We start from the raw sequence: 18,622 nt of genomic DNA on the forward strand, positions 1-18,622 counted from the left end.
CCTCTGCTCCCCCGGATTGATGCGAGCCGATGACCGATTCTGCAGACGGGCTTGTCCACCACGGCACGCCCGCGTTCCGGCGCACCAACCTCGCGCTGTTCGCCGCCGGCTTCGCCACCTTCGGGCTACTGTACTGCGTGCAGCCGCTGATGCCGGAGTTCAGTCGCCACTACGCGGTGAGCGAGGCGGCGGCGGCCTTGTCGTTGTCGCTGACCACCGGCGTGCTCGCGTTCGCGATGCTGTTCGCCGGCGGCGTCTCCGACGCGTGGGGGCGCAAGCCGGTGATGGTGGCCTCGCTGCTGGCTTCGGCGCTGCTGGTGCTGGTGACCGCGGCGATGCCGGACTGGACCGCGCTGCTGGTGGTGCGCACGCTGCTCGGGCTGACCCTGAGCGGGCTGCCGGCAGTGGCGATGACCTATCTCGGCGAGGAGATGGACGCCGACTCGATCGGCCTGGGCATGGGCCTGTACATCAGCGGCAGCGCGGTCGGCGGCATGGGCGGGCGGCTGATTTCCGGCGTGCTGGCGGACTTCTTCGGCTGGCGCATCGGCGTGGCGGTGGTCGGCGTGATCGGCGTGCTGGCCGGGCTGGTGTTCTGGCGCGCGCTGCCGCCGTCGCGGCATTTCATGGCGCAGCCGCTGCGCTGGCGCACGCTGGCGGGGCGCTTCGCCGGCATGTTCCGCGACCGCGGCCTGCCGTGGCTGTTCGTCGAGGGCTTCCTGCTGCTCGGCGCATTCGTCACCGTCTACAACTACCTCGGCTACCGGCTGATGGCGCCGCCGTACAAGCTGAGCCAGGCGGTGGTCGGGTCGATCTTCGCGATCTACCTGATCGGCACGTTCAGCTCGGCGTGGATGGGCCACCTGGCCGGCAAGCGCGGCCGGCGCAAGGTGTTGTGGACGGCGTTCGCGCTGATGCTGGCCGGCGTGGCGTTGAGCATGGCGCGGCCGCTGCCGCTGGTCATGCTCGGCATCGTGGCGATCACGTTCGGCTTCTTCGGCGGCCACTCCATCGTCAGCAGCTGGGTCGGCCGCCGCGCCGGTGCGGCGAAGGCGCAGGCCGCGTCGGTGTACCTGTTCTGCTACTACATGGGTTCGAGCATCGCCGGCGCCAGCGGCGGGCTGTTCTACGCGTCGTTCGGCTGGAGCGGGGTGGCGCTGTTCGTCGGCCTGCTGGTGCTGGCCGGCCTCGCGATCGCGCTGGCGCTGTTCCGCCTGCCGCCGCTGACCGACGTGGCCACGCCGCCGACGCCGATGAGCAAGGGTGCGATGGGGTAAGCGCGCCCCTGTGCGCGAATGCTGCTGGCTTTGACCAAGCCCCCGAGCCATCGCGCACAGGGTGCGTTCCTGCAGGGATTTATTGCGCCGCGGGCCTCAGCATGCCTTTCACCGCGTCGTAGTCGCCGTCGTTCGCGGCGGCGGGCAGGCCGAGCAGGTGGGTCATCAGCGGGTAGACGTCCACGTTCGGGAACGCCGGCAGCTGCGCGCCGACGCGGAACGCCGGGCCGTGCGCCACGAACAGCGCCTGCATCAGCGGCTCGGCATTGTCGTAGCCGTGCTCGCCCAGGCTCAGCCGGCCCTTGCGTTTCGCCGCGTGCTCGCTGGTGGTGATGCGCCAGTGCACGTTCGCCAGGCACAGCAGCTGCGGCACGCGCGGGTTGCTGCCGTAGGCCAGCCGTGCCGGCACGCGGGTCTTGTCCCAGCACTGCATGTGCGGCTGTGGCTGCTCCAGGGTCCGTTCGACCTGCGCGAAATCGGCGCGCGCTGCGGCGCTGTCCGACGCCGGGTTGAAACCGGCCAGGATGCCCAGGCTGACCGTGTGCACCCGGTCGAGCGGGACCAGCTGGTCGATCAGCACGCTGTTCGCCTCCGGCACGCCGGCCATGCCGTGGTCGGACAGCACGATCAGGTTGATCCGGTCGAACAGGCCGCGCTGTTGCAGTCCCGCGATCAGCCGCGCCAGCGCGGTGTCGGTCTCGCGCAGCGCCGCGTTCACCTGGGCCGTGTCCGGTCCGTAGAGATGGCCGGCGTGATCGACCGCGTCGAAGTACAGGGTGAGGAAGCCGGGGCGCTCGGCGGCCGGAAGGTCCAGCCAGGCCAGCACCTGGTCCACCCGCTGGTCGGGTGTGACGTTGCCGTCGAACGGCTTCCAGTAGTCCGGCCGATGGCCGTGGATGTCCGCCTCCGAGCCGGGCCAGAACATGATGCCGGTGCGCAGACCGTGCTGGTCCGCGGTCTCCCAGATCGGCGTGCCACCGGCCCACCAGCGGCCGTCGCTGATTGCGTTGCGGCTGCTCAGCGAGAACTTGCCCAGCTGCGGGTCGAACATCGTGTTGTTGACCACGCCGTGATGGTCCGGGGTGAGGCCGGTGACCAGGGTGTAGTGGTTCGGGAACGTCAGCGACGGAAACGCCGGCTGCATCGAGGTGGCCTGCACGCCGCCTTGCGCCAGCATCGCCAGGGTCGGGCTGAGCCCGCGCTGCAGGTAGTCGGGGCGGTAGCCATCGATCGAGATCAGCAGCAGCGGGACGGGTTGGCCGGTCGGCGTCGCGTAGGCAGTGGCGGGCAGGGCCGGGCGCTGCGTGGCGCAGCCGAAGCTGAATGCTGCCAGCGAACACAGCAGCAGGCGAAACAGGATTTTCATGCAGGGGACCTTACGATGGATTCCAGCCATCGCATGATCGCGCACCGCCATGACCATTACACGTATCGTTGGACATTTCCCGCTGCGGCGCACGTTGCTCGTCGGCGCGCTGGCGCTGGCCCCGTTCGGCGCCGCCTGCGCCTGGCAGCAGTCCGGCGCGCAGCCAGTGATCCGTCCGGTGCCGCCGAGCGTGCGCTTCCAGCAGGACGCCCAACAGCAGCAGGTACGCGACGAGTTGCAGAAGAGCCAGCTGCAGCAGCAGCTCCGCCAGAGCGTGTCGGACAATGCGAAGCTTCCGGCGGCGAAGGATGCACGCGCCCAGCGGCAGCTCGACCAGGCCGAGCAGGCGCAACGCGATCGCGAGCGTGCCCGGGAACAGGATCTGCTCGACCGCGCGCGTGATGCGAGCGAGCTGCCGCGGGTGCTGCCGCAGCCGTTGCCGGCATCCGGACGCAGCGGCGGCTGATCGGGCGCTCTCACGGGGCTTCAGTTTCAGCCGAACAGGTCGCCGTGCGCGGTGCGCTGTTCCAGGTCCAGCAGGTAGCGCTTCGTCGGCAGCCCGCCGCCGAAGCCGGTGAGGCTGCCGTCCGCGCCGATCACCCGGTGGCACGGCAGCACGATCGGCAGCGGGTTGCGCCCGTTCGCGGCGCCGACCGCGCGCACCGCCAGCGGCTTGTCGATGCGCCGGGCCAGTTCGCCGTAGCTGATCGTGACGCCGTACGGAATCCGCCCCAGCGCGTGCCACACCTCCAGCTGGAACGGCGTGCCGACGGGGTGCAACGGCAGCTCGAAGTGCTGGCGCCCGCCGGCGAAGTATTCCTCCAGCTGCACGCGCGCGAACTTCAGCGGCGCTGCCGCGCGGACCCAGCCCGGGTGCGCCTTCTTCGGATGGCGTTCGCGCTCGAACCAGACCTCGCGCAGGCCGCGGCCGTCCGCGACCAGGCGCAGCGTGCCGACCGGGCTGTCCATCTCGTCGTAGTAAACGGTGTCGGGTTCGTTCGTCATGCGGTCGCCTCAGGTTTTTTCCGGCGTGCCGGCGACGGTGCTTCCGATGCGCCGCGCCACAAGTGGATGACGGCGTACGCGCGCCACGGCCGCCACGCGTCCGCGCGTCCGGTCAGTGCCTTCGTACTCAGCGGCGCGGCATCCGGCGCCGCCTCGCGGCGCAGGATCAGGTCCGCCGCCGGGAACGCGTCCGGGTCGCTCAGCGCGCGCATCGCGATGTAATGCGCCGTCCACTCGCCGATGCCGGGCAGCGCGACCCAGCGCGCCACGAACGCATCCAGCGATTGCTCCGCGCTGAAATCCACGCGGCCGTCCAGCAGCGCCTGCGCCATGCCGCTGATCGTCGCGGCGCGCGTCGTGGTCACGCCGATCTCGCGCAGGTCCGCCTGGGCTAGCGCGGCCGGCGTCGGGAACAGCCGCTCCAGCTCCGGCAGCGGCGCCGCCGGCAGCGGTTCGCCCCAGCGCTGCACGATGCGCGTCGCCAGCGTGCGCGCCGCGGCCACGCTGATCTGCTGGCCGAGGATCGCGCGCACCGCGATCTCGAAACCGTCCCAGCCGCCGGGCAGGCGCAGGCCGGGATGGCGCGCGACCAGCGGACCGAGCACGGCGTCGCGGCGGAACGTGTCAGCGATCGCCTGCGGGTTCGCATCCAGGTCGAACATCCGCCGCAGCGTCGTCACCACGCCGAGCAGCTGCGTCGGTTGCGGGCAGTGCAGTTGCAGCTGCAACGCATGCTCGTCGCCCGGCCACGCGCTCAGGCGCAGCCAGCCCGGCGCGTTCGCCGGGCCGAACACGCGCGCGTAGCTGTGCGCGTCGACCTGTTCCACGCCCGGCAGCGCACGCGTGCGCAGGAATGCGAGCAGCGCGTCGAACGCATACGGCGGCCGGTAGCCGAGCCGCAGCACCAGCGCCGCGCCGGCTGCCGCGCGCGGGTGCCGGCGCAGTTCGCGCGGCGCGATGCGGTTCGCCTGCGCAAACGCCGCGTTGAACCGGCGCAGGCTGCGGAAGCCGGATGCGAGCGCGACTTCCGTCACCGGCAGCGCGGTCTCGGTCAGCAGCTGCTTCGCGAACAGCAGCCGGCGCGTCGTGTGCACGCTGACCGGCGGCGCGCCGAGGCGCTCGACGAACAGGCGGCGCAACTGCCGCGCACCGATGCCGACGCGCAGCGCCAGTTCGTCCAGCGACTGCTCCGCCAGCGCGCCGGCCTCGATCAGCTTCAGCGCGCGCGCGACGACGTGATCGCCGCGCTGCCACTGCTCGTTGCCCGGTGCCAGCTCCGGCCGGCAACGCAGGCACGGGCGGAACCCGGCCGCTTCCGCGGCGGCCGCATTCGCGTAGTAGCGCACGTTCTCGCGTTTCGGCGCCGGTGCCGGGCATACCGGCCGGCAGTAGATGCCGGTGCTGCTGACCGCGGTGAAGAACAGCCCGTCGAAGCGCGCGTCGCGACTGAGTCGGGCCTGTTCGCAGACATGCGGTGCGGGCAGGGTGGGCAGTTCGTCCATGGGTGCAGGCTAGCACCGTCACGATGGCCTGACTCGCCGTTTTCGGACATCAATGGCACGGGGAAAAACGGGCCGGTCGGGGCGGCAGATTCAACCGGCCAGACGATCAGGGCGCGGGAGCGATCCACGCCAGCATCGCGCATGCTTCGCTCCAGTACTTCACTTGATCGGCGCCATCAGGTGCTCGTACGGCGTGTCGGCCCACATCACGTACGGTGCGGCCGTATCCGGGTCTGCGCTCTTCGGATAGTTCGCATAGAACGCCGGATCCGCACCGACGATCATCACGTGCGGTCCGGTCTTGATCCAGTGGTTGCCGCTGGCCGGTTTCTGCGCGTACGGGTCCGTGTTGCTCGCGTCCGTGCCGCCGGCCAGCATGTACATCATGCCGAGCTTGCCGGCCGGCGGCGTTTTCTTCGCCATGTACGCGCTGATCCATTCCATCGCGTTCTGGTCCATGCACATCGGGTCCGGCCCCGGCGTCGACGGGTTGTCCGGCATGCAGGTGAACCCGTTCGTGCCCTTGCGCAGCGTGCGCAGCGTGCCATCCGCGCCCATCGCCACGATCGTGGCACCCTTCGCGACGCGTGCCGGTGCCGCGTGCATCGCGCTCGCGGTCATTTGCGCATCGCTCATTGCCGGGTGTTCCGCCGCCAGCACGCCGCCGCCGGCGAACAGCGCAGCGGCGACGATGGCTCCGTTTTTCCAGCTCGGTCTTTTCCAGCCTGTGGTACGCATGACAACCTCCTCACGGTGACTGGTGACGGTCACTCCGGGGTTCCCGCGAGAAGTCTGTGCCGCCGCCATGGCGCGGTCAATCGGCGCGATGGCGGGCTGGGCGGCGGCTGTCGGAACGCGTCCGCAGCGGCCGGTCGGCGCGGATCAGTTCGTGCCGGCGGCGGCCGGGCAACGGGGCTGGCGGCCGGCGTGGAACGCGGCGACATCCGCGTCGCCCGCCGGCTTGCCGGCGTCGCCGCCGTCGAACGCGACGCGCCAGGCGCCGTCGCCGGCGCGGCGCCATACCGTCGCGAACCGGCCGGTCACGTAACGCGGCTGCGCGCCCGGTGCCGGGTTCTCGAACAGGTACGCGCCGCTGGAATACGCGAGCATGCCATCGCCGGACGCCACGACCTGCTGCGGGTACCAGTCCACCCGCTGCGTCCTGCCCGCGATGAACGCGGCCCAGTGCCGGCGCACCGCGGCCAGTCCACGCGTCGGCTGCGGCGTGTTAGCGTCGAACACCGCGTCCGCCATGACGTGCTCGGCGAATGCCGCCGCGTCATGCCGCTGCACGCTCTGCGCGAACGACAACTCGCGCTGCCAGACCTGGCACGCCGGCTGGTCCATGGCCGGTGGCGGCGTGGCCGCGAACGCGGCGGACGTGCAGGCGATCGACCACGGCAACAGCAGCAACCCGGTTCGGCGTGGCATCGGCGTGCTCCTCGTTCGTGGCGATGTCGCAGCATCCTGCGAACGTCGCCGGGTCGCCAGTGCCGCAGCGTGGCGTTACTCAAGGCGAACGCCGGCGCTGCCCGACAATCGCCGGCGGCGCAGTATGATCGGCAATGTTCGGGTGGCCTGGGGGAGGCGCGCATGAACTCGAAGCAACGCGGTGTGCTGATCGCGGCCATCGTCCTGCTGGGCGTCGGCGAAGGCGTGTGGATCGCCCATTCGGTGTATGCGCAGATCGGCCATCAGGAGCAACTCCTGATGGCGCGACAGCCCACACCTCCGTCGCTGCCGGCCGCCCGCGAGTTCACCCGCGACGAGGGCTACGCGTTCCTCGCTGCCGCGAAGAAAGCCGAGGCGATCGCCGATCCGCTGCAGCGCTGCCTGGCCTACCCCGATCCACCGGACAGTCACTGGTCGCACGATGCGGTGGCCGCGTACTGCCATTACCGCATGCAACCGTTGCTCACGTTTGCCGAGGCGCAGTCGCTGATCCAGCAGGGCCATGCCGCCGAGCTCGATCGCCGTCTCGCCGCCGCCTTGCAGGCGCAGCAGACCCAACCGGATTCGCACGGCCTGCTCGACCGCATCTACCAGGAAGCGTTCCGAAACGGCTCGTTCGACATTCGCCCGACCCTCGATGCCTGGAAACGCGACTCGCCGCACAGCGCCTTCGCGCTCGCCGCCAGCGGCATGGCCTACGTGGCCATGGCCGGCGAGGCGCGGGGAGCCCAATACATGAAGGACACGCCGCAGGACAGCGTCGACGCCATGCACAAGCTGCTGGCCCAGGCCGACAGCGACCTGCGCCAGGCGATTGCGCTGAACCCCAGGCTCACACCGGCCTATATCGCCCTGATCAACGCCGGTGGCCTCGGCTTCGGTCGTGCGTACACCGACGCGGCGATCCGCAGCGCGCTTGCCGTGGCGCCGGACGATTACGCGATCCGCAGCATGGCGATGTGGACGCTGGAGCCGAAGTGGGGCGGCTCGCTGGGCGCGATGGACCGGTTCGCCGCACAAGCGCAGGCGTATACGCGCACGAATCCGCTGATGCGGCTGATGTTGTCGGAGCGACCGTACTACCAGGTGGACAACTGCGATTGCACGCAGGACGCCGAGCTGGCGGCGTATCCGGCCGCGCTGGACCAGCTGGCCAGCATCACTTACCTCGAACGGGCCGGCCTCGCGGCGGACGGCAACCGGAACATGGCCGTGCCGGGAATCTACCTGTCCGAGGCGCTGCGTTTCGGCTCGGAAAAAGATGACGTGCGCACCCACCGCGTCTCCGCGCTGGTGGATTTCGACGAGGCCGCCTGGGCTGTCGCCGACATGAGCCGCCTGCTGGCCGCGTCGCCACGCCATGCGGACGCGCTCAGGGCACGGGCCTACGCCTACGAAATGCAGGCCGACTATGCGCATGCGGAACAGGATTTCCGCGCGCTGCTGGCGATCGATCCGGACGACATGCATGTGCTGCCCCAGCTCGGCGACATGTTCGTGAACCTGGCGCATGACTGGGCCAAGGGCTGGGCCGTGGCCGACCAGCTGATCCGCGAGCAGCCGCAGAACCCGTACGGCTGGATCCTGCGCGCGACCATCCAGAAACAACAACCACGGCCGGGACTGGACGCCACCGCCAACCATCTGCAGGCGCAGTTCGGCAAGGACCCGCAGATCGCGAAAATCATCGTGCGCATGCGCGCGGCGGTGGCCCTGCGCAAGCATGCCGGCATCGATGCGCGGACAAGCGCGCCATGAGCATGGCTCCGGGTCGCCGTGGCAGCTGGCCTATACTTCGGGGTCTGTCTTACCGGAGCCTTCGTCCATGACCGCACCCACCCGCATCGACACCACCCGCACCATCCGCGCGCCGCGCGGCAGCGAGCTTTCCTGCAAGAGCTGGCTCAGCGAGGCGCCGTTCCGCATGCTGCAGAACAACCTCGATCCGGAGGTGGCGGAGAACCCGGCCGAGCTGGTGGTGTACGGCGGCATCGGGCGGGCGGCGCGCAACTGGGAGTGCTTCGACGCGATCCTGAAAGCGCTGCGCGAACTGAACGACGACGAGACCCTGCTGGTGCAGTCCGGCAAGCCGGTCGGCGTGTTCCGCACGCATGCCGACGCGCCGCGCGTGCTGATCGCGAACTCCAACCTGGTGCCGCACTGGGCCACCTGGGAGCACTTCAACGAGCTCGATAAGAAGGGCCTGATGATGTACGGCCAGATGACCGCCGGCTCGTGGATCTACATCGGCTCGCAGGGCATCATCCAGGGCACCTACGAAACCTTCGTCGAGATGGGTCGCCAGCATTACGACGGCGACCTGAAAGGGAAATGGCTGCTCACCGCCGGCCTCGGCGGCATGGGCGCCGCCCAGCCGCTGGCCGCCTCGCTGGCCGGCATGTGCAGCCTCAACGTCGAATGCCAGCAGAGCCGCATCGACTTCCGCCTCAAGACCCGCTACGTCGACGAGCAGGCCAGCAACCTCGACGACGCGCTGGCGCGCATCGAGAAATACGCGAAGGCGGGCGAGGCGAAATCCATCGCGCTGCTCGGCAACGCCGCCGACGTGCTGCCGGAACTCGTGCGCCGCGGCGTGCACCCCGACGCCGTCACCGACCAGACCAGCGCGCACGACCCGGTCAACGGCTACCTGCCGCAGGGCTGGACGCTGGAGCAATGGTTCGAGCGCCGCAAGGCCGACCCGGTCGGCACCGCGCGCGCCGCCAAGCTGTCGATGAAGATCCACGTGGAAGCGATGCTCGCGTTCCACGCGCAGGGCATCCCCACCTTCGACTACGGCAACAACATCCGCCAGATGGCGCAGGACGTCGGCTGCGAAAACGCGTTCGCGTTCCCCGGCTTCGTACCCGCCTACGTGCGCCCGCTGTTCTGCCGCGGCATCGGACCGTTCCGCTGGGTCGCGCTGTCCGGCGACCCGGAAGACATCTACAAGACCGACCAGAAAGTGAAGGAGCTGATCCCCGACGACGCCCACCTGCACCACTGGCTCGACATGGCGAAAGAGCGCATCAGCTTCCAGGGCCTGCCCGCGCGCATCTGCTGGGTCGGCCTGGGCCTGCGCGACAAGCTCGGCCTCGCCTTCAACGAAATGGTGCGCAACGGCGAGCTGAAGGCGCCGGTGGTGATCGGCCGCGACCACCTGGATTCCGGCAGCGTCGCCTCACCAAACCGCGAAACCGAATCCATGAAGGACGGCAGCGACGCCGTCAGCGACTGGCCGTTGCTCAATGCGATGTTGAACGTGGCCGGCGGCGCGACGTGGGTGTCGCTGCATCATGGTGGCGGGGTGGGGATGGGTTACTCGCAGCACTCCGGCATCGTGATCGTGTGCGACGGCACGGCCGAGGCGGACAAGCGGATCGCGCGGGTGTTATGGAACGATCCGGGCACCGGCGTGATGCGGCATGCGGATGCGGGATATGAGATTGCGGTGGAGTGTGCGAGGGAGCAGGGGTTGAAGTTGCCGATGGTTTGAGTGCCAACTACGGCATTGCCGTATATACGGCAATGCCGTATGATGGAGCGAGGCGGAAAGGAGTCTGTCCATGTTCGAGTTCATCGGGTCGCCGGTCTTCGAGCGATTGATCTATGACTATCTTGACGATGAAGGCTATGGCGCGTTGCAAGCCGCATTGTCGCAATGGCCGGAAGCGGGCGATCTGATCCCGGGTTCGGGCGGATGCCGGAAGTTGCGCTGGCATCTGCCGGGCAAGGGCAAACGCGGCGGCCTTCGCGTCGTTTACTACGTCAAGTTGCGCGATGGACGCATCTGGTTACTGGCTGTTTACGGCAAGAGCATGCAGGAGAATGTCCCCGCGCATGTCCTCAAGGCTCTGAAAGAGGAATTTGTTCATGGCGAAAATGACTGAAGCTCAATTGGCGGAGCGTGACAGCAAGCGCAACCTCGGCGAAGAACTGCTGCAGGCGGTGCGCGACATCAAGGCTGGCCGTACCGGTCGCGTATTCCGCGTCGAAGTGACCCAGGCCACCGAAGCCCGTCTCAAGCTAGGCCTGTCGCAAGCAGATTTCGCGGCCATGCTTGGCGTATCGGTACGTACATTGCAGGATTGGGAGCAGGGCAGGCGCGAACCGAGCGGTGCGGCGAAGGCGCTGCTGAAAGTCACCGTGGCCGCGCCGAAGACGGTGCGCAAGGTGCTTGCGGCGGCTTGATAAGTGAACCTGACCCCGTTCTTGTTGCGCCGTCTTCGTTGCATTTCAGGGGCTATCCATGACCGAAGCGAGGAAGCATCACTACAAATCGTCCCTGACACCATTCTTCCCTATTCGTTGATTGTCCTCGACACTGTTTTGTCTCGTCTTCAGGAAAGGAACTTCACCAGCAACTGCCGCTTCGATTCAGGCAGCTTGCGGAATGCATCGAGCAGATGGTTCTCGTTGTCGCTCAGGCGACGATAGAGGGCGCTGGCTTCACCCACGCCCGGCGCGATGGGGCCTCGTCCGGTGGCGAGCCATTCCAGGTTGACGTCGAAATCCTTGGCCAGTTCGATGATGCGCGGGAGCTCGGGCAGGGCGAGGCCGGTGAGCCACTTGCGGGCGGTTTCCCGCGATACCGCGTAGCGGGCGGCCAGGGCACTTGTCCTTCCGCGCCCAGGAACAAAATCGGTCCGGTCCAGCGCCTTGCGCAGGCGGTTCGCGAAGTGCTCGTAGGGTGCTGCCATTCCAATTCCTGGTTGTCGCATCGTCCCCGCGCTTGCGCGCGGCGAGGCTTGGCAAGTGCGGTCCATTGTTGCGCACGCGCATTTGCGGATATGCCATTTATGGTTGTTGACATGAGCAATTTATAGTTGGATTATGGCCATGGATGGCGGGGGTGATAACGGGCGTCGGAATGCATTTGTTGAAGGAAGGGGCGTAGAGCCGACTCTGCCCCTGTTTCCCTGACTCCTGCTTCCGACGGCATTTCATGGAACGAGGAGGCGACCATGTCGACGTTCGATTCGGATGATCTGGGAACGACGGGCTATTTCCTGCCGGAGGACAGCCAGCTGCGGCTGAAGCAGCTACGCGAGTACGTGGGGTTTCTGACCAATTTGGCGCGACCGCGCAGGCCGGACGAGGACCGGGAATGGTTCTCGGAGATTCGCCCGGGCGAGGTGGCGATCTGCCTGGAACTGCTGGAGGAGCAGATCGCTCAGGTGCTGGACGAACTCTCGTGGCCGGCAGAACTTGGCGAGAGGGCGGCAGCAGGCGAGGTCGATGCGGACGCGGAGACTTGCACGCAAGCCGCAGCACCGGATGCCGCCGAGCCGGTGAAGGATGAAGCCGGCAATCGCTTCCTCTTCGGCGTCACCCTGGATCAGGTCGACGAGATCAACCTGCTGCTCGCTAGCCTCCGGGCCCTTGGCAATGTGGTGACCTGCAGCGATCACGCCGAGTTGTCCGACGTCACGCTGTCGATCATGGGCGATGCCATCGTCCGCGACGTGGAGAAGCTGCGAGACATCAACAGAGACGTGAATGCGCAGGAGCTGGAGCCCTCGCACCGGACGAAACCCGGTGTGCGTGAAGAGTGGGCCACCTACCTTGCGCTGCCCGCGCGTTTGCCCCTGGGCAGCGCGTCGCACGTCGTGCGGCAGCATCCAACCTGGCAGTAGCCGGGAGTCGCGGCGATCGCTTGCCAGATCGTGCTTTACGCCAGGGCGACACTGGACGTCGCCACCTGGGGCGCCGAGCTGGCCGTGGGGGTAGGGCGGGGCGGATCTATATCGTGGAGCAGAAACCGGGACGGAGAAAGTTAAGGTGAACTGACTACCTCACCCCGGTTTTCCGGTTTTCGCTGACCCAGGTTTTCGGACTCCGGTTTTCGGTCGTACGAATTGGCGCTCAATCGGCGTCGCCGTCGCCGTCGCCGCCGTGTTTCTGCACGGCTGCCGTGGAGGGGCTGGCAGCGCCGCTGCCCGTGGGGGCGCCTTGCCATTGCAGCCACCAGAATCCCAGCACGCCCGCCAGCAGCAGGACGGCCACCGTCCGCCATGGGCTGCGCACGCCGTCCGCGGGCTGGCCGGACTTGCGCCCGGTGATCATGGCGCGCACCAGGTTTTCGCGATGCAGCCAGCTGGCCACCACCACGCCGGCAATGTGCACGCCCACCATCAGCAGCATCAGGTTGGCAGCCGCCTCATGGGCTTCTGCCACCCATTCGCCGGCCAGGTCGTTGTACGTGGTCCAGCCCGACGCCGCGATGACCACGGTCAGGCCCAGCAGGGCCAGGATGGCCAGCGCACCGGCCGGGTTGTGTCCGGTGTGGTGTTCCGGCCGACCTTGCAGCAGGACGCGCACGTAGCGGGCAACGGCCCGGGGGCCGCGCACGAAGGTGGAAAAGCGCGCGTAGCGCGTGCCCAGCAGGCCCCAAACGATGCGAAAGGCCACCAGGCCGGCCATGGTGTAGCCCAGGGTGACGTGCAGCAGGCGCCAGTGTTCGCTCTCGGCCGACAAGTAGGCGCCGGCAAAACTCAGCACCATGAGCCAGTGGAAGACGCGAACCGGTGCGTCCCAGACCAGGATCGGGGCGGCAGCCGGCGTGTGCGTGACGGCGGGCACGGCTTCCTCAACGGGGGATGCGGACATTGTCTTCATTGAAGTCTCCCTTGTCGGCCGTGGTGTGGCAGGCGATGCAGTTCGATGCGCTCTTGATCGAGGCGCGTTTCCAGGTGGCGGCAGATACCTCGTCATGCTTGTGGATGAACCAGGCGGTGCGCGTGATGCGATCCTGTGGCGGCTCTTCGCGAACGCGCTTGTAGGTGCCGGCATGCGCGTTGATCCAGCCCGACAGTTCCTTAACCGTAGCCGGATCCAGCGAGGCGTCCGTGCCGAAGTGGTTGGGCAGGTTGTTCATGATCCGGTTCCACGACGCCGCCGGCATGAGGCTGGGAGGGTAGGCCACGTGGCAGGCGGAGCATTCTTCCTTGTATTTGGGTGTCAGGGGCACCATGCGACCGTTGCCGTCCGCCAGGACCGGCAGGGCCGGCAGGGCAAAGCCACTGGCGGCGAGCAGCGCCAAGGCAAGTCGGCCGATCCGGGTGTGTAGTGGGTATGGCATGGAATCCTCCGTGAGAGTGAATGGAAATGCAGGTCTTCAGGGCTTGAGCGTCATCAGCCAGCTCAGCACATCGGCTTTTTCGCCGGCGGTGCATTCACGGCTCAGCACGTCTTTGCAGTTGCGGCGAAACCATTTCTCGGTTTTGGCCGGATCGGTAAAGCGCTCGGGATTGAAGGCCGGCGCCATGGCGCCTATGGTCTTTCCGGTGGAGGCGTGCTTGCCGGCCTGGATGGGGACGGCGCCGTGGCAGGAGGAGCAGCTCCACTCGCCACCGTGCTTGTTGGTGAACAGTTGCTGCCCGCGGGCGGGCGAGGCGGGAGCCCCGGCCTGGGCCGTATAACCGGCCAATTGCTCGGCGGGCGTGACGGCCCGGGCGGCGGGCGCGAGGGCGGCACAGGCCAGCGTCAGGGCTGCGAGCGCGCGCGGAAAAGTGGCGGACAGAGAGAACAGGTTCATGGCAACTCCTTTTTTGACAAGGGTGCCGCCGGGTTCTTAGGGTTTTCTTAAGCGGCCATGGACACCCTCAGTCTCGCTTAAGCCGGGAGGGCCAATATCCAGGCATTCACCAGCAACCCCAGGGAACTCTCTGTGCACACCTACCCCCTATCGCTTCATGCGCCAGTATTTCGACGTGGTTCGCGCCGCGTTGGTGCCCGTTGTCCTGACGACCTTTCTGTCGGTTCCGGTCAGCCTGGGCGGCCATCCGGGCGAGTTCCCGGCAGTTGCCGCACAGAGTGATCGCCACATGAGCTGATCGGCGCCGCGTCTCGTAGCGCCGTGGAGTCCGCACGGCTGGGTCGTGTGTCCATTTGTCCTTAATCCGGGGCGCAAATCGGCGTGAACGCCGAATGCGCGTTTGCCTACCCCACTGCCTTGTTGCCATGAATTTCATTGAACTTCCTGATGACCCCGAAGACACGCAACACTGCCCCGAGGAGCGCGCGGCGGCGGCGTCGCGCAGCACCTGGGTCAGCGTCGGCGTAAATCTGGCGCTGACCGCCACGCAGATCGTGGTGGGCGTGTTCGCCAAGTCGCAGGGCCTGATCGCCGACGGTATCCATTCGCTGTCCGACCTGGTGGCGGACTTCGTCGTGCTGTTCGCTGGCCACTACAGCAAGAAGGACGCTGACGAGGACTACCCTTACGGCCACCAGCGTTTTGAGACGGCGGCGTCGCTCGTGCTGGGCAGCCTGCTGCTGGCCGTGGGTCTGGGCATGCTGTGGTCGGCCTTTCGCAAGCTGGAGGCGCCGGAAACCGTGCAGCAGGTGCATGTGGTCGCCCTGTGGGTGGCCGGGGGTGCCCTGGTGGCGAAGGAAACGCTGTTTCGCTACATGCTGTCCGTGGCCAAGCGGGTGAAGTCCAGCATGCTGGTGGCCAATGCTTGGCACGCCCGTTCCGACGCGGCATCGTCACTGGTGGTGGGCGTGGGCATTGCCGGCAACCTGGCGGGCTACCCCATTCTGGACCCCATTGCCGCGCTGATCGTGGGTCTCATGGTGACCAGAATGGGCTGGGAGTTTGCCCGGGATGCCCTGCATGACCTGATGGATCGGGCAGTGGACGAGCAGGAAGTGCAGGCCATTCGCCAGACGCTGCTGGAAACCCCCGGTATCAGCGGCGTGCACGACGTGCGTACCCGCAAGATGGGAGACATGATCGTGGTGGATGCGCACCTGGAGGTGGAGGCGTCCATCAGCGTGGAAGCGGGGCACGACATTGCGGTGGCGGCCCGCCAGCGGGTGCTGCAGCGCCACCGGGTTCTCAACCTGATGACCCACGTGGACCCGTGGAAGCGCCCTGAACCGCCCAGGGTTCCGTAGACACTCAGGACCTTCGTTGCGCGTAGCGCCGCTCGGGGATAAGGGGACGGAGGCAATCAAATCCGGAGAACTGCCCGATCCCTTTTCTTCAGCCGACGTCCCCCCGCCTTGAGTAGCGGGGGGACGTCGCGCGAACTGGGTGCAAGGGCGAGGGTTTGGCGAGCGCCTCTATCGCATTGCCGCTTGCCCCTTCCGAAGGCTCAGAACTGGTAGCCAACGCCGAGGCCGATGCCGTTCGCGCTGAGATGGATGACGTTGCCGTCTTCCCGGCTGCGTTCGTCCTGCCCGAGATAGCGATGGACGACGTAGGCGACCGCCTGCCAGTGCGGTGCGAACTTGTACTCCAGGCCCAGTTCCTCTTCCTCATGGGTCTGAGCGAGCCGCACCTCGCCTCCTTCGGTGCGCAGGCTGTTGACCCAGGGCAGCCGTCCCAGCGCGACGTCTGCCGTGAGCTTCAGCGCGTCGGTCAACGGATAGCGCAAGTGCAGGCCCAGCGTGGGCACGGGAAGCTCCTGCACATAGAAGTCCTCCTTCAACTCGTGACCGGCGCTGTCGGCGGCGATGCTGCCGTCGAGCCGGAAGTTGAGCATCACGTAGGTCGCGCCCACGCTGCCCCACAAGCGGCCGCCATGGCCGAAGCCGGCCAGCCGGTGCCAGTACGACGCGTCGAACGCGACGAAATCCTGGAAACGGGTGACGGTGTCCAGGCGCCCGGGAGCGATGGTGGTGCCGTTGTAATACGCCGGCGTGCCGATCAGCGCGTGGCCGCTCAGCCGGCTGGTGGAAAACCCGAAGTGCAGCTCGCTGGCGTCGGAAAGCGGCTTCCAGGCGTCCAGCCTGAGGGTCTGCATATGGTCGACGCCAAGCCCGTCGTGGATGGGCAGCTGCGTGCCCTCGATGGCGTTTTCCCGCACGCGGACCCAGCCCCCGGGCGTCGCTTGTTCGGCGCGGACCGCCACGTGCCAGCTGTCGTCGTCAGCGTGCGCGGGAAGGCTGATCAGTCCAGCCGTCCCGACCAGCAAGGCAGCGCTGCCCAGGATGGACCGCGGATAGGATTTCGTTCTGAACATGGCTGTGTGGCACGGGATTGCAAGCCGCCTCGACCCGACATGGATGCCCTGAACCTGTGCCGCCAGTTTACTCGCGGGCCGAAACAGGGGGCAGAGTGCACTTTTTCCAAACAGGGAGAAAAAAGGGGTGAAGGAAAAAGTGTCGGGGTGAGGTGGCCCGGCTTTCTCGGACATATCGGAGGGAACGGGGCCAGGTTCACTTATCCTTCGTTCGCAAGTGAACCTGACCCCATTCCCGGTTGAAGGGGTTGCCGAACCACGGCCAGGCGGGGGCGAGTTCACTCTCCGAGGGCGACAACAAGAAGGGGAACTGGCAATGCACGGTCGAGGGTTTGCGGTACTTTTCATCGCGTTTGTCATGGCGTTCGCCGCGCAACACGGCAGCGCCACCCGCATCATGGCTCCGCATTGCCTGGCCAGGGACACCCGACTGAACCTGCCCATTGCCGAGTTGAGCAGGGATGTGCAGACCGGCAGCGGATTGGACGCGCGCTGTGCCGCGCAAGCGATACTGGACTGGCATGCGGGCAAGGCCATTCCGCTGCTCACGAAATTGTTTCGCAGCGGCACGGTTGAGACGCGCCTGGAAATTGCCAAGGCACTTGGCGGTGATCGCTTGCCGCCACGTCGAAAGGCGGTGCAGCCCCTGCTGCTGCGCGCATTGCATGACTCCGATGCCGATGTACGAGGGGCCGCATTTGACTCGCTCGGGTTTCTGCAGGCCTATCCGCATGAGGCGCTGCTCGCAGCGCTTCATGCGCTTCACCATGGCAAGGACCTCGAATTTTCTGCCATCGAGTACTTGAAGGAGGCGCCAGCGCTGCCACGCTGGATGGCCGCCCCGCTGCTGGAAGTGCTCGAAAAAACGCCTGCCGACGACGGTGGAACGCAGACGGACGTGCGCATTCGTCTTCTCCATGCATTGGCGCGCACGCGCGATCCGAAAGCACTGGCCGTCGTTGCGGACGCAGCGCTTTCGTGTGGCGGGTTTTGCACCGTCGACGCGTACGAGGCATTGGTGGAAAGCCGCGAAGCTGGCGTCGCTCCTCTCGAACGGATATTCCCCAAGGCGAACGCCGACGCGCGCATTGACATACTGCTGGCGCTGAAGCAGATCGACACGCCGCGTTCGCGCGCCGCAGTCGCACGACGCCAACCTGGCATCGTTCGCGCAGCGTGTCGTCAACTGGACTCTGTCAGCGTCGCTGAGCAAAGCAACGGCCTGGCCGCGCTGGGGCGAATGCAGACGCTCGCCCAGCCCGCGTTGGCGCGCATCGTTTCTTTCCTCGACAACCCCGACCCCCAGCTGCGGGCGGAAGCGGCCGCTGCGCTTGGAGAAATCGGACTGGCTGCAGCAATTCCCCCGCTGCGCACGCACCTGCACGACTCGAACAACTGGGTGCGAAGCGGGGTCGATACTGCCCTCGCCAAGCTGGACTGGACCACGCGAGCAAGTAAGTAGAAAAGGTAGAAAAGGTGTCAGGGACAATTTCGGGGAGCCATTCGGCGCCATTTGACGACAGTCGATAGCCATGGACCTGTCAAACAAAAGTGGAGTCAGGTTCACTTCCCGAGGCCTACTTGTTGCGTGGCGGTCGATGAGCGGGTCGGATGCCAGCGAAGCGTTGGGTCCCGGCTTCGACCGTGGTGTGGAAGTTGTCGCCCGAGCGCGCGCTGTTGCTGGAGGCAGCTTCGGATCGCCGCGAGGTCGTCGTCGCAGAGCATTTCGCGCAGCAGTTGCCAGTAGGTTGCCGCGCGCGTCTCGGGCGTGAGGCCCAGTGACGTATAAGTTGGGTGAGGCATGAGCCACGCTTCCCGGCGCCGGCCGCAATGCTTGGCTGCGCTCGACCAGGCCAGGGACAATTTTTAGGCGGTTACAGTGCGCTCAAATTGTCCCTGACACCGACACCACCCAGTCTCTGCCGGATTCCCGACCCCTTTGTTCGATCCCCTTTCAAACGGACCCAGCGTGGCTTTTGCTACCTGTCGCATGGACGCTATAGCATCGAAGGGAAGCGCGTGGCGTAAGCACCGCGTCCGACATTACAG

20 protein-coding genes are annotated in these 18,622 nt (G+C 67.0%); 10 read left to right on the plus strand and 10 right to left on the minus strand.

Going from position 1 to position 18,622, the window contains the following annotated elements:
• Positions 1-29 precede the first annotated feature (29 nt).
• Entirely contained in the window at positions 30-1,277 is a 1,248-nt protein-coding gene (locus RHOOR87_RS0103840) for an MFS transporter (RefSeq protein ID WP_027484290.1), read from the plus strand.
• Positions 1,278-1,356: 79 nt separating this feature from the next.
• Here RHOOR87_RS0103840 and RHOOR87_RS0103845 read toward each other — a convergent pair whose 3' ends face one another.
• Entirely contained in the window at positions 1,357-2,643 is a 1,287-nt protein-coding gene (locus RHOOR87_RS0103845) for an ectonucleotide pyrophosphatase/phosphodiesterase (RefSeq protein ID WP_027484291.1), read from the minus strand.
• Between the two features lie 49 nt (positions 2,644-2,692).
• Here RHOOR87_RS0103845 and RHOOR87_RS0103850 point away from each other — a divergent pair, with 49 nt between their 5' ends.
• Positions 2,693-3,109, plus strand: coding sequence for a hypothetical protein (locus RHOOR87_RS0103850; RefSeq protein WP_027484292.1), 417 nt, complete (start codon positions 2,693-2,695; stop codon positions 3,107-3,109).
• A gap of 26 nt (positions 3,110-3,135) precedes the next feature.
• Here RHOOR87_RS0103850 and RHOOR87_RS0103855 read toward each other — a convergent pair whose 3' ends face one another.
• The 4 genes from RHOOR87_RS0103855 to RHOOR87_RS0103870 form a co-directional block, all read right to left on the minus strand.
• Positions 3,136-3,648, minus strand: coding sequence for a methylated-DNA--[protein]-cysteine S-methyltransferase (locus RHOOR87_RS0103855; protein ID WP_027484293.1), 513 nt, complete (start codon positions 3,646-3,648; stop codon positions 3,136-3,138).
• The gene (locus RHOOR87_RS0103860) at positions 3,645-5,150 is read right to left on the minus strand and encodes a DNA-3-methyladenine glycosylase 2 (protein ID WP_027484294.1); all 1,506 of its coding nucleotides are present in this window, start codon (positions 5,148-5,150) and stop codon (positions 3,645-3,647) included. Before RHOOR87_RS0103860 ends, RHOOR87_RS0103855 begins: the two co-directional genes overlap by 4 nt.
• Positions 5,151-5,309: 159 nt before the next feature.
• Positions 5,310-5,888, minus strand: a complete 579-nt coding sequence (locus tag RHOOR87_RS0103865) for a hypothetical protein (RefSeq protein ID WP_027484295.1) — start codon at positions 5,886-5,888, stop codon at positions 5,310-5,312.
• Between the two features lie 144 nt (positions 5,889-6,032).
• Complete coding sequence (locus RHOOR87_RS0103870; RefSeq protein WP_027484296.1) at positions 6,033-6,581, minus strand: nuclear transport factor 2 family protein; 549 nt, start codon at positions 6,579-6,581, stop codon at positions 6,033-6,035.
• Between the two features lie 162 nt (positions 6,582-6,743).
• Here RHOOR87_RS0103870 and RHOOR87_RS0103875 point away from each other — a divergent pair, with 162 nt between their 5' ends.
• The 4 genes from RHOOR87_RS0103875 to RHOOR87_RS0103890 all read left to right on the plus strand — a co-directional run bounded on the left by RHOOR87_RS0103875 (position 6,744) and on the right by RHOOR87_RS0103890 (position 10,793).
• Complete coding sequence (locus tag RHOOR87_RS0103875) at positions 6,744-8,360, plus strand: DUF4034 domain-containing protein (RefSeq protein ID WP_027484297.1); 1,617 nt, start codon at positions 6,744-6,746, stop codon at positions 8,358-8,360.
• 67 nt (positions 8,361-8,427) lie between these two features.
• Positions 8,428-10,098, plus strand: a complete 1,671-nt coding sequence (gene hutU / locus RHOOR87_RS0103880; protein WP_027484298.1) for a urocanate hydratase — start codon at positions 8,428-8,430, stop codon at positions 10,096-10,098.
• A 70-nt stretch (positions 10,099-10,168) separates the two neighbouring features.
• Entirely contained in the window at positions 10,169-10,492 is a 324-nt protein-coding gene (locus tag RHOOR87_RS0103885) for a transcriptional regulator (protein ID WP_027484364.1), read from the plus strand.
• Entirely contained in the window at positions 10,476-10,793 is a 318-nt protein-coding gene (locus tag RHOOR87_RS0103890) for a helix-turn-helix domain-containing protein (protein WP_231381715.1), read from the plus strand. The genes RHOOR87_RS0103885 and RHOOR87_RS0103890 overlap by 17 nt, the downstream gene beginning before the upstream one ends.
• A 149-nt stretch (positions 10,794-10,942) precedes the next feature.
• On the opposite strand, the gene RHOOR87_RS0103895 is transcribed toward RHOOR87_RS0103890, so the two are convergent.
• A complete protein-coding gene (locus tag RHOOR87_RS0103895) occupies positions 10,943-11,302 on the minus strand; it encodes a helix-turn-helix domain-containing protein (protein WP_007511070.1) in 360 nt (119 codons plus the stop codon).
• Positions 11,303-11,566: 264 nt separating this feature from the next.
• Here RHOOR87_RS0103895 and RHOOR87_RS0103900 point away from each other — a divergent pair, with 264 nt between their 5' ends.
• Positions 11,567-12,238 carry a hypothetical protein gene (locus RHOOR87_RS0103900; protein WP_027484300.1) on the plus strand — a complete coding sequence of 224 codons (672 nt, stop codon included), beginning with the start codon at positions 11,567-11,569 and terminating at the stop codon, positions 12,236-12,238.
• Between the two features lie 229 nt (positions 12,239-12,467).
• On the opposite strand, the gene RHOOR87_RS0103905 is transcribed toward RHOOR87_RS0103900, so the two are convergent.
• The 3 genes from RHOOR87_RS0103905 to RHOOR87_RS0103915 are packed head-to-tail and all read right to left on the minus strand — an operon-like array spanning position 12,468 to position 14,139.
• Positions 12,468-13,184, minus strand: a complete 717-nt coding sequence (locus RHOOR87_RS0103905; protein WP_231381716.1) for a cytochrome b/b6 domain-containing protein — start codon at positions 13,182-13,184, stop codon at positions 12,468-12,470.
• A 7-nt stretch (positions 13,185-13,191) separates the two neighbouring features.
• Entirely contained in the window at positions 13,192-13,683 is a 492-nt protein-coding gene (locus RHOOR87_RS0103910) for a diheme cytochrome c (protein WP_043795346.1), read from the minus strand.
• A gap of 36 nt (positions 13,684-13,719) precedes the next feature.
• On the minus strand, positions 13,720-14,139 hold the full coding sequence (locus RHOOR87_RS0103915; RefSeq protein ID WP_051357925.1) for a DUF1924 domain-containing protein: 420 nt from the start codon (positions 14,137-14,139) through the stop codon (positions 13,720-13,722).
• Positions 14,140-14,296: 157 nt separating this feature from the next.
• Here RHOOR87_RS0103915 and RHOOR87_RS20250 point away from each other — a divergent pair, with 157 nt between their 5' ends.
• Together RHOOR87_RS20250 and RHOOR87_RS0103925 are read left to right on the plus strand one after the other, a co-directional pair.
• A complete protein-coding gene (locus RHOOR87_RS20250) occupies positions 14,297-14,437 on the plus strand; it encodes a hypothetical protein (protein ID WP_155950912.1) in 141 nt (46 codons plus the stop codon).
• A gap of 94 nt (positions 14,438-14,531) precedes the next feature.
• The gene (locus tag RHOOR87_RS0103925; RefSeq protein WP_231381717.1) at positions 14,532-15,503 is read left to right on the plus strand and encodes a cation diffusion facilitator family transporter; all 972 of its coding nucleotides are present in this window, start codon (positions 14,532-14,534) and stop codon (positions 15,501-15,503) included.
• 200 nt (positions 15,504-15,703) lie between these two features.
• Here RHOOR87_RS0103925 and RHOOR87_RS0103930 read toward each other — a convergent pair whose 3' ends face one another.
• The gene (locus RHOOR87_RS0103930; RefSeq protein WP_155950913.1) at positions 15,704-16,747 is read right to left on the minus strand and encodes a hypothetical protein; all 1,044 of its coding nucleotides are present in this window, start codon (positions 16,745-16,747) and stop codon (positions 15,704-15,706) included.
• Between the two features lie 184 nt (positions 16,748-16,931).
• Between RHOOR87_RS0103930 and RHOOR87_RS0103935 the strand changes: the two genes are divergently transcribed.
• A complete protein-coding gene (locus tag RHOOR87_RS0103935) occupies positions 16,932-18,035 on the plus strand; it encodes a HEAT repeat domain-containing protein (RefSeq protein ID WP_027484306.1) in 1,104 nt (367 codons plus the stop codon).
• The last annotated feature ends 587 nt before the right edge of the window (positions 18,036-18,622 follow it).

This window comes from Rhodanobacter sp. OR87, from assembly GCF_000473345.1.
Taxonomy (GTDB): Bacteria; Pseudomonadota; Gammaproteobacteria; order Xanthomonadales; family Rhodanobacteraceae; genus Rhodanobacter; species Rhodanobacter denitrificans.

Excerpts from the sequence above, each read along its gene's own strand:
- RHOOR87_RS0103840 (WP_027484290.1), top strand. The coding sequence starts at position 30 with ATGACCGATTCTGCAGACGGGCTTGTCCACCACGGCACGCCCGCGTTC.
- RHOOR87_RS0103845 (WP_027484291.1), bottom strand. The coding sequence starts at position 2,643 with ATGAAAATCCTGTTTCGCCTGCTGCTGTGTTCGCTGGCAGCATTCAGC.
- RHOOR87_RS0103850 (WP_027484292.1), top strand. The coding sequence starts at position 2,693 with ATGACCATTACACGTATCGTTGGACATTTCCCGCTGCGGCGCACGTTG.
- RHOOR87_RS0103855 (WP_027484293.1), bottom strand. The coding sequence starts at position 3,648 with ATGACGAACGAACCCGACACCGTTTACTACGACGAGATGGACAGCCCG.
- RHOOR87_RS0103860 (WP_027484294.1), bottom strand. The coding sequence starts at position 5,150 with ATGGACGAACTGCCCACCCTGCCCGCACCGCATGTCTGCGAACAGGCC.
- RHOOR87_RS0103865 (WP_027484295.1), bottom strand. The coding sequence starts at position 5,888 with ATGCGTACCACAGGCTGGAAAAGACCGAGCTGGAAAAACGGAGCCATC.
- RHOOR87_RS0103870 (WP_027484296.1), bottom strand. The coding sequence starts at position 6,581 with ATGCCACGCCGAACCGGGTTGCTGCTGTTGCCGTGGTCGATCGCCTGC.
- RHOOR87_RS0103875 (WP_027484297.1), top strand. The coding sequence starts at position 6,744 with ATGAACTCGAAGCAACGCGGTGTGCTGATCGCGGCCATCGTCCTGCTG.
- hutU (WP_027484298.1), top strand. The coding sequence starts at position 8,428 with ATGACCGCACCCACCCGCATCGACACCACCCGCACCATCCGCGCGCCG.
- RHOOR87_RS0103885 (WP_027484364.1), top strand. The coding sequence starts at position 10,169 with ATGTTCGAGTTCATCGGGTCGCCGGTCTTCGAGCGATTGATCTATGAC.
- RHOOR87_RS0103890 (WP_231381715.1), top strand. The coding sequence starts at position 10,476 with ATGGCGAAAATGACTGAAGCTCAATTGGCGGAGCGTGACAGCAAGCGC.
- RHOOR87_RS0103895 (WP_007511070.1), bottom strand. The coding sequence starts at position 11,302 with ATGGCAGCACCCTACGAGCACTTCGCGAACCGCCTGCGCAAGGCGCTG.
- RHOOR87_RS0103900 (WP_027484300.1), top strand. The coding sequence starts at position 11,567 with ATGTCGACGTTCGATTCGGATGATCTGGGAACGACGGGCTATTTCCTG.
- RHOOR87_RS0103910 (WP_043795346.1), bottom strand. The coding sequence starts at position 13,683 with ATGCCATACCCACTACACACCCGGATCGGCCGACTTGCCTTGGCGCTG.
- RHOOR87_RS0103915 (WP_051357925.1), bottom strand. The coding sequence starts at position 14,139 with ATGAACCTGTTCTCTCTGTCCGCCACTTTTCCGCGCGCGCTCGCAGCC.
- RHOOR87_RS20250 (WP_155950912.1), top strand. The coding sequence starts at position 14,297 with ATGCGCCAGTATTTCGACGTGGTTCGCGCCGCGTTGGTGCCCGTTGTC.
- RHOOR87_RS0103925 (WP_231381717.1), top strand. The coding sequence starts at position 14,532 with ATGCGCGTTTGCCTACCCCACTGCCTTGTTGCCATGAATTTCATTGAA.
- RHOOR87_RS0103930 (WP_155950913.1), bottom strand. The coding sequence starts at position 16,747 with ATGTCCGAGAAAGCCGGGCCACCTCACCCCGACACTTTTTCCTTCACC.
- RHOOR87_RS0103935 (WP_027484306.1), top strand. The coding sequence starts at position 16,932 with ATGGCGTTCGCCGCGCAACACGGCAGCGCCACCCGCATCATGGCTCCG.